General features: G+C 68.3%; 8 protein-coding genes. All 8 read left to right on the forward strand.

Features of this window, described 5'->3' with window-relative positions; all coding sequences use genetic code 11:
• Window position 1 precedes the first annotated feature (1 nt).
• The 8 genes from pgsA (at window position 2) to F3087_RS33185 (ending at window position 7,850) form a co-directional block, all read left to right on the forward strand.
• Window positions 2-694: a phosphatidylinositol phosphate synthase gene (gene pgsA, locus F3087_RS33150; protein ID WP_150406031.1), complete on the forward strand. Its 693-nt coding sequence runs from the start codon at window positions 2-4 to the stop codon at window positions 692-694.
• A 46-nt stretch (window positions 695-740) separates the two neighbouring features.
• Entirely contained in the window at window positions 741-1,733 is a 993-nt protein-coding gene (locus F3087_RS33155; protein WP_150406032.1) for a phosphatidylinositol mannoside acyltransferase, read from the forward strand.
• Entirely contained in the window at window positions 1,730-2,854 is a 1,125-nt protein-coding gene (locus F3087_RS33160; protein ID WP_150406033.1) for a glycosyltransferase family 4 protein, read from the forward strand. Before F3087_RS33155 ends, F3087_RS33160 begins: the two co-directional genes overlap by 4 nt.
• Entirely contained in the window at window positions 2,854-3,897 is a 1,044-nt protein-coding gene (locus F3087_RS33165; RefSeq protein WP_150406064.1) for an NUDIX hydrolase, read from the forward strand. The genes F3087_RS33160 and F3087_RS33165 overlap by 1 nt, the downstream gene beginning before the upstream one ends.
• A 471-nt stretch (window positions 3,898-4,368) precedes the next feature.
• The gene (gene pdxS, locus F3087_RS33170) at window positions 4,369-5,271 is read left to right on the forward strand and encodes a pyridoxal 5'-phosphate synthase lyase subunit PdxS (RefSeq protein WP_150406034.1); all 903 of its coding nucleotides are present in this window, start codon (window positions 4,369-4,371) and stop codon (window positions 5,269-5,271) included.
• A gap of 87 nt (window positions 5,272-5,358) precedes the next feature.
• Complete coding sequence (locus F3087_RS33175; protein WP_191094258.1) at window positions 5,359-6,267, forward strand: LysR family transcriptional regulator; 909 nt, start codon at window positions 5,359-5,361, stop codon at window positions 6,265-6,267.
• A gap of 154 nt (window positions 6,268-6,421) precedes the next feature.
• Window positions 6,422-6,916, forward strand: a complete 495-nt coding sequence (locus F3087_RS33180; protein WP_223885523.1) for a hypothetical protein — start codon at window positions 6,422-6,424, stop codon at window positions 6,914-6,916.
• A gap of 202 nt (window positions 6,917-7,118) precedes the next feature.
• Window positions 7,119-7,850 (forward strand): SDR family oxidoreductase, encoded by a 732-nt coding sequence (locus tag F3087_RS33185; protein WP_150406036.1) that lies wholly within the window; start codon window positions 7,119-7,121, stop codon window positions 7,848-7,850.
• Window positions 7,851-8,385 lie beyond the last annotated feature (535 nt).

Below are 8,385 nucleotides of genomic sequence, written 5' to 3' on the forward strand. Positions count from 1 at the left end.
GGTGCTGAGCTTCTTCGGCCGCGATACGTTTGCCAAAGCGACTGCGCCGCTGGGCAAAGCGCTGGTGAGCACCGGGCTCACGCCGGATGCGGTGACGGTCATCGGCACCACCGCGTCGATCGCCGCCGCGGTCACCCTGTTCCCGACCGGACATCTGTTCTGGGGGACCATGGTGATCTGGTTGTTCGTCATGTTCGACATGCTCGACGGCGCGATGGCCCGGGCGCGCGGCGGCGGCACGAGGTACGGCGCGGTGCTCGACGCCACCTGCGACCGGATGGCCGACGGGGCGATCTTCGGCGGATTGGCCTGGTGGGCGGTCTATCACGAGCAGCACAAGCCGTTGTTCGCCGCGACGCTGGTGGTGCTGGTGACCTCGCAGGTGATCTCGTACGCGAAGGCGCGGGCCGAGGCGAGCGGGTTGTCCGCCGACGGCGGGATCATCGAGCGGCCGGATCGGCTGATCATCGTGCTGGTCGGGGCCGGGTTCACCGGCATCGGCGGGTACTGGGGCCTGGACTGGCTCACCTACGCGGTGCATGTCGCGATGTGGATACTCGCGGTGCTCAGCATCGTCACGGTGTTCCAGCGGATCCTCGCGGTGCGCAGCTCGCCGGGCGCGCGCGACGTGATCCCGCTGGCCAAGCCGACCGCGCCGGAAAACCCTACGGCCGGAACGGCGAACGCGACGTGAGACCGCCATATCGTGGTGGTGTGGTGCGGGAAACGGGGCAATGGTCATGAGTATCGGGGAACGGTTGAGCGACGCCGGTTACGCGGCGGGCTGGCGGCTGGTGCGGGCGCTGCCCGAGCCGACGGCGCGGCGGCTGTTCGATGCCGGCGCCGATCGGGTCGCGGGCAAGGCGAACCGGGCGTTCCGGGCCGGTGGTGAGCCGAATCAGCTGCGGCGCAATCTCGCTCGGGTAATCGGCGGCACGCCCGCGGACGTGCCGGACGAGTTGATCCAGGCCAGTGTCCGGTCCTACGCGCGGTACTGGCGCGAGGCGTTCCGGCTGCCGTCGATGGATCACCGGGCGATCGGTGAGCTTGTCCTGGAAGGGAAGTCGCATCTGGAGGCGGCGCTGGCGGCCGGCCGCGGCGCCATCCTGGTGCTGCCGCACTCGGGGAACTGGGACATGGCCGGGGTGTGGCTGGTGCAGAACCACGGCACCTTCGCGACCGTCGCGGAGCGGTTGAAGCCGGAATCGCTGTACAAGCGGTTCCTCGCCTATCGGGAAAGCCTCGGCTTCGAAGTCGTGCCGCTGACCGGTGGCGATCAGCCGCCGTTCGTGCAGCTGGCGAAGCGGTTGCGGGAGAACAAGGCGATCTGCCTGATGGGGGAGCGCGACCTGACCGGCCGGGGGGTGCCGGTCACCTTCTTCGGTGAGCGCACCTGGCTGCCCGCCGGTGCGGCCAAGCTGGCCATCGAGACCGGCGCGCCGCTGCTGCCCGTGCACACCTGGTTCACCGGCGCCGGCTCCGAGGGCTGGGGGATGAAAGTCGAACCGCCCATTGATGTTTCGAACGGGGTCGCGGTGGCCACGCAGGAACTGGCGGACCGGTTCGCGGCGAATATCGCTGCGCACCCGGCGGATTGGCACATGCTGCAACCGATGTGGGAAAGCGACCTGTCCGCGGAGCGGCTGGCCCGGATCGCGGCCGCGCAGCCACATCTGGACAGGGCCGGCACGGATCCGGTTGATACGCCGGCTCATTCGGACGGGGCCCCATGAAGATCGGCATGGTCTGCCCGTACTCGTTCGACGTCCCCGGCGGGGTGCAAGCGCATGTGGTCGAGCTGGCGCGGGTTTTCATCGAACGCGGGCACCGGGTGAGCGTGCTCGCGCCCGCGTCGGAGGAAACGCAGCTGCCCGATTTCGTGGTGTCGGCCGGGCGCGCGGTCGCGATTCCGTACAACGGATCGGTCGCGCGACTGTCCTTCGGGCCCATGGCCTACACCAGGATTCGCCGGTGGATCGACGGCAACGATTTCGACGTGCTGCACATCCACGAGCCGAACGCGCCGAGCCTGTCGATGCTCGCGCTGAAGATCGCCGAGGGGCCGATCGTCGCCACCTTTCACACCTCGACCACGAAGTCGTTGATCCTCAGCACCTTTCAGGGCGTGCTGCGGCCGTATCACGAGAAGATCAGCGGCCGGATCGCCGTCTCTGAGCTGGCGCGGCGCTGGCAGGTGGAGGCGCTCGGGTCCGACGCGGTGGAGATTCCCAACGGGGTCGACGTGCCCGCGTTCGCGCGGGCGCCGATGCTGCCCGGCTATCCGCGGGCGGGCAAGACCGTGCTGTTCCTCGGCCGCTACGACGAGCCGCGCAAGGGAATGGACGTGCTGCTCGGCGCGCTGCCCGAGCTGGTGCGCAAGCACCAGGATCTGGAGATCCTCATCGTCGGGCGTGGGGACGAGGAGCGGCTGCACCGCGAGGCCGGGCCGCTGGCGGGGCACCTGCGCTTCCTCGGCCAGGTGTCGGACGCGGAGAAGGCCTCGGCGATGCGCAGCGCGGACGTGTACGTCGCGCCCAATCTCGGCGGCGAGAGCTTCGGCATCATCCTGATCGAGGCGATGGCGGCCGGAACCGCCGTGGTGGCAAGCGAATTGGACGCCTTTCGGCGGGTGCTGCGCGACGGCACGGCGGGTGCGCTGGTGCCGGTGGGTGATTCGGCGGCGCTGGCGCGGGCCATCGACGAGGTGCTCACCGACGACAGTCTCCGGGCGGCGCTGGTGGAGACCGCGACCCAGGTGGTCGGCGAGTATGACTGGCCGGTGGTGGCCGAGCAGATCCTGCGGGTGTACGAGACGGTGACCGTCGGCGACACCAGGGTGCGGGCCGCCGGATGATCACCTTCTCCGCCACAACGGTTCTCGTTCTCGCGCTGATCGCGGCGGTCGTCGTCGCGATCGGCATCTGGGCTTATTCGACCGCCAACCGGCTCGACCGGCTGCATGTGCGCTCCGACCAGTCCTGGCAGGCGCTGGACGCGGCGCTGGCCCGTCGTGCGGTGGTCGCCCGTTCGGTCGCGATGGCGATCGCCGATCCGGTGGCCGATCCGGCGCTGGCCGATCAGGGCAAAGTGCTTGCGCTGCTGGCCGATCGGGCCGAGCGCGTCGCCAGAGCCGATCGGGAGACCGTGGAAAACCAGCTCTCCGGGGCGCTGTCGACGATCGATATCGAAAAGTTGCGCCCGCAGATGGTGGCCGAGCTGGCCGACGCGGAGGCGCGGGTGCTCATCGCGCGCCGCTTCCACAACGACGCAGTGCGCGACACCCTCGCGCTGCGCACCCGGCGGTCGGTGCGCATCCTGCACCTCGGCGGCACCGCGCCGCTGCCCACCTACTTCGAGATCACCGAGCGGGCCAATCCGGCCGCGTCCACCGGGCTCACCGTCGACACCACCCGCACCACCGCGCGCATCGTGCTGTTCGACGAGCAGGACCGCACGCTGCTGATGCGGGGCAACGACCCGAAGACGCCGGACATCTCGTTCTGGTTCACCGTCGGCGGTGGCGTGGATCCGGGGGAGTCGCTGCGTGACGCCGCCGTTCGCGAGCTGTACGAGGAGACCGGGCACAAGGCCGACCCGGACAGCCTGCGCGGCCCGATCTGGCGTCGCGTCGCGGTGTTCCCGTTCGACGGCGACCTGATCCGCTCCGAAGAGCTGTTCTTCGCTCTGCGGGTGCCTGGCTACGAGCCGCAGGCCACCAACCTGACCACCATCGAACGCCGCTCGATCACCGGCAGCAAATGGTGCACCGTCGACGACATCGTCCAGCTGGATCGCTCCGGCGAAACCGTCTACCCGTACAACCTCGATCAGCTCCTGCCCGAAGCCGCCGCGGCCGCGTCCGGCGTCGCGCACCCCGAGGTCCGCTCGATCCGCTGACGTGGATGTGATGTGTTTCACGATCGTGCTACGGTCGCGTCTGGATCGCCGCGGGCTGGGTAGTGCTTTTCGCAAGGCACTCGATATCGGTGCCGCGGCCCCCACGCGTCGTGGGGGGAAATGCTCGGTGTGCGGAGGTACGTAGTACATGTCCTACCTGTTGTTCGATTTCCTGCTGCCGCTCATCGGTCCCGCCGCCGCCGAGTACTGGGCACAGTTGCTGGTGGTCGGCCCGCTCTGAATCGCCGCCGGAAGTTAGCGGGGACGGTGAATCCGCCCCGCTGCCCGGCGAATCCGTTCCCGTGGCCCGGGCGACCGGTCCAGTACGGCACGCCGACGGACAGAGCCCCAGGTAGGTGACAAGGCCAGTCATCTCCGACTGGCTATCAAGTGGCCTGGGTGGCCCGCCTAGAATTGGGTCGATTCAATCCCTTGCGACCCCGATTGGCGCAGATGACCCAGGAGTTTGCCGTGACGACGCCCGAGACCACCCAGACCATCGGCACCGCCCGCGTGAAGCGCGGCATGGCCGAGATGCTGAAGGGCGGGGTGATCATGGATGTGGTCACCGCCGACCAGGCCAAGATCGCCGAAGACGCCGGCGCGGTCGCGGTGATGGCGCTCGAGCGGGTGCCCGCCGACATCCGCGCGCAGGGCGGCGTGTCCCGGATGAGCGACCCGGACATGATCGACGGCATCATCTCCGCCGTCTCCATCCCGGTCATGGCGAAGGCGCGCATCGGCCACTTCGTGGAGGCGCAGATCCTGCAGAGCCTCGGCGTCGACTACGTCGACGAGTCCGAGGTGCTCACCCCCGCCGATTACGCCAACCACATCGAGAAGTGGAACTTCACCGTTCCCTTCGTCTGCGGCGCCACCAACCTCGGTGAGGCGCTGCGCCGAATCACCGAGGGCGCGGCCATGATTCGCTCCAAGGGCGAGGCCGGCACCGGCGACGTCTCCAACGCCACCACGCACATGCGCAAGATCCGCGGCGAGATCCGCCGGCTGTCCGCGCTGCCCGCTGACGAGCTGTTCGTCGCCGCCAAGGAGCTGCAGGCGCCCTACGAGCTGGTCCGCGAGGTCGCCGAGACCGGCAAGCTGCCCGTCGTGCTGTTCACCGCCGGCGGCATCGCCACCCCCGCCGACGCCGCGATGATGATGCAGCTCGGCGCCGAAGGCGTCTTCGTCGGCTCCGGCATCTTCAAGTCCGGCAACCCCGCCGAGCGGGCCGCCGCGATCGTCAAGGCGACCACCTTCCACGACGACCCCGATGTGCTCGCGAAGGTTTCGCGTGGACTGGGCGAGGCGATGGTCGGCATCAACGTCGAGGAGCTGCCGGTCGATCACCGGCTGGCCGAGCGCGGCTGGTGAATTCCCGCCCCGCGCGGCGGTTTGAGTTTGTCCGAGCAAACGGGACATGGTGGTGGCAGCGGAGCCGGCCATCATGTCCCGTTTGACGTGAACGGGGCGATCGTGGAATTGCGGCAGTTGCGGTACTTCGTTGTTTTGGCGGAGGAGTTGCATTTCCGGCGGGCGGCGGAGCGGTTGTTCATTTCCACGCCGACGCTCAGTCAGCAGATCAAGGTGCTGGAGCGGGAGATGGGCGGGGCGTTGCTCAACCGGGACCCGCGGGTCGAGCTGACGGCGGCGGGGGAGGTGTTGTTGCGGACCGGTCGTGAGGTGTTGCGGTCGGTGGATGCGGCGGTGCGGGAGACGCGGCGGGCCTCTGCCGCGGGTGCGCCGGTGCTTCGGTTCGGATTGCTGAACGGCGTACCCCCTTGGCTCCCTTCACGAATCGAGGAATTGCTGCCGGCCGGCACTCGAACGGTGCTCACCGGGGGAACGACTGCAGACCAAGTCCGACTGCTCGATGACGACGAGGTCGACCTGGCCCTCGTCCGCACCCCGGTCGCCCTACCTGACCGCTTCGCCCAGCAGCCGATCGCCCGCGACGAACTCGGCATACTCATGTCCTCGACCCACCCATTCGCGAACTCCGCCGAAATCGACCCCAACGACCTCACTGACCAAGAACTGATCCTGTTCGCCAGAGAGTCCGCCCCCGGCCTCCACGATGAACTCCTCCACACCCTGCACGCCAGAGGCGCCCGAGTCCGACTCAGCGACAGCGCCATGGGCCACGCCCAAATGCTCGCCGTCCTCCCTTCCCGCCCCGCCACCATCGGCCTCAGCACCTCCCGCCCCGCCACCCACCCCGGCCTCGCCTGGCGCCCACTCCGCGGCGGCCCCATAGCGGTCACCTACGCCGCCATCTGGCGCGTACCTACCCGAAACCCGGCCGTGCGCGCCCTTGTCGAGGTACTGGCCGCCAGCCCGGAGTGGCAAGCACCTGCCGATCAGATCTGACCGCGTCGGGCGGACTCTTCTCCGGACCTCACCGTCGTCTTACTGTTCTCACAATTGTGCTGGGTAGCTTGACGTTTCGATGCCTGTCGACCACTGCGCTGGTTGTTCGTGCCGCATCACCGTCGATGTATCAGCCGAATGTTAGGACGAGCAGTTGAAGCTTCGTAAGACCGGACGCATGGCGATTGCCGGCTTGGCCGTGGTTGCCGCACTGGGCCTGACGGCCTGCGGTAGCGATGACAAGTCGGATTCGCCGAAGCCGCCCCGCACTTCGACCAGCACGACTGCCAACGCCAACACGCCCGCTCCGCCGACCGTCGCGGAGTTGAACGCGCTGCTGCAAAAGGCGCTGGACCCGTCGGTGCCGAGGGCGGAGAAGCTGGACCTGGTGCAGGGCATCGAGGCCGATCCGGATCTGCCCAACCGGCTTGCCGAGGCGTTCAAGCAGGCGGACGCCAAGGCCGAGATCACCGGGGTTACCGTCTTCGGTGAATCCGTAAGCGCCCAAGGGAAATTCACCGTCAATGGCCAGGAGAACGTGGTCGATGTGCCGTTCGTGCTCGACGGCGGCAAGTGGAAGGTCCAGAAGTCTTGGGCCTGCGGTGCGCTCGCCAACCTCAACCAGCAGTCCCCGGCCTGCGCCGCCTGACCTGCCCACTCGCCGACGAGGGGTGATCGAGGCGAGTCGAAAGGTTGCTGTTGAAGATCAACTGGCGACCATTCGACTCGCCTCGATTTTTCGGATGGCCGCGTGCGGTGTGGTGCGCCCGACCTGTGGTGTTAGCCCTGCACTAACACGAATTCGATAGTGCGACATGGACACTCGACCGGTGCGATGGTCGGGTGGAGGCATGACAGATAGCACCACAGCAGAACGGGTCGTCATCGTCGGCGGCAGCTCCGGCATGGGTTTGGCGTTGGCCGCCGCGCTCGTGACGGAGGGCGCGGAGGTCATCATCGCCAGCCGCTCCGCCGAGCGGCTCGCCGCAGCCGAACGCACTTTGCCCGAGGGGCCGGGCAAGGTGCGTTCGCTCGTCACTGACATCACCAGCGAGACCGATATCGAGCGACTGTTCACCGAGGTGGGCCCGGTCGACCACGTGGTGACCACCGCGGTCTACGCCGAGGGCGTGTATCAGCCGATCGCGTCTTTCGACGTCGAACTGGCACGAAAGACCTTGGCCGCCAAGCTCATCGGCCCCGCCCTCCTGGCCAAACACGCCCGCATCACCCCCGGCGGCTCCCTCACCTTCACCTCCGGCATCGCCGCCTACCGCCCCAGCCCCGGCTCCTCGATCGTCGCCGCCGCCAACGGCGCCCTCGAATCCCTTGCCTACGCCCTGGCGGTCGAACTCGGCCCCACCCGAGTCAACGTCATCTCCCCGGGCTGGATCGACACCCCGATCTGGGACACCATCGCCGGCCCCGCCAAATCCGAACGCCACCAACAACTCTCCGCCCGCCTCCCCATAGGCCGCATCGGCCACCCCACCGAAATAGCCCAAGCCATGCTCGCCCTGATGCACAACCCTTTCATCACCGGCACCGTCCTCCACGCCGACGGCGGCCACCGCCTCGTCTAGCCCCGCCAGCGGCCCGTGCTGTCGACAAACGCGAGAGGTTATCCACCTCGCATCTCTCTCTGCGAGCAACTAGCCAGATAGACCCCGACCCGGCCACAGCCGCAGCGAACCGCGGATAAGCCCGCAGCCGCGTCCCGTTCGGCGGCGAGGAAGATCCTGAACGGGACCTGGCAGCGGCAAAGTGCGAGTGGCCCTGCCGTCATGTCCCGTTCGGCGGAAAGGTGAACGCTGAACGGGACGTGGCGGCGGGCAGCGCCTCGTCTCGTCGGCGAGTGGCACGTGGTGGCGGCACAGCCTGGGAGCCATCCACCTCGCGTCCCGCTGTGGCGAGCAACGGTATTCAGGTAGACCTGAGCAAGTCATGGTGGCGGCAAAGCGCGAGTGCGCTCGCAGCCGCGTACCGCTCAGCGGCGGCGACCCGAGCGGGACATGGTGGCGGCAAAGTGCGAGTGGCCGTGCCGTCATGTCCCGTTCGGCGGAAAGGTGAACGCTGAACGGGACGTGGCGGCGGGCAGCGCCTCGTCTTGTCGGCGAG

The organism is Nocardia colli (assembly GCF_008704205.1).
Lineage (GTDB): Bacteria > Actinomycetota > Actinomycetes > Mycobacteriales > Mycobacteriaceae > Nocardia > Nocardia colli.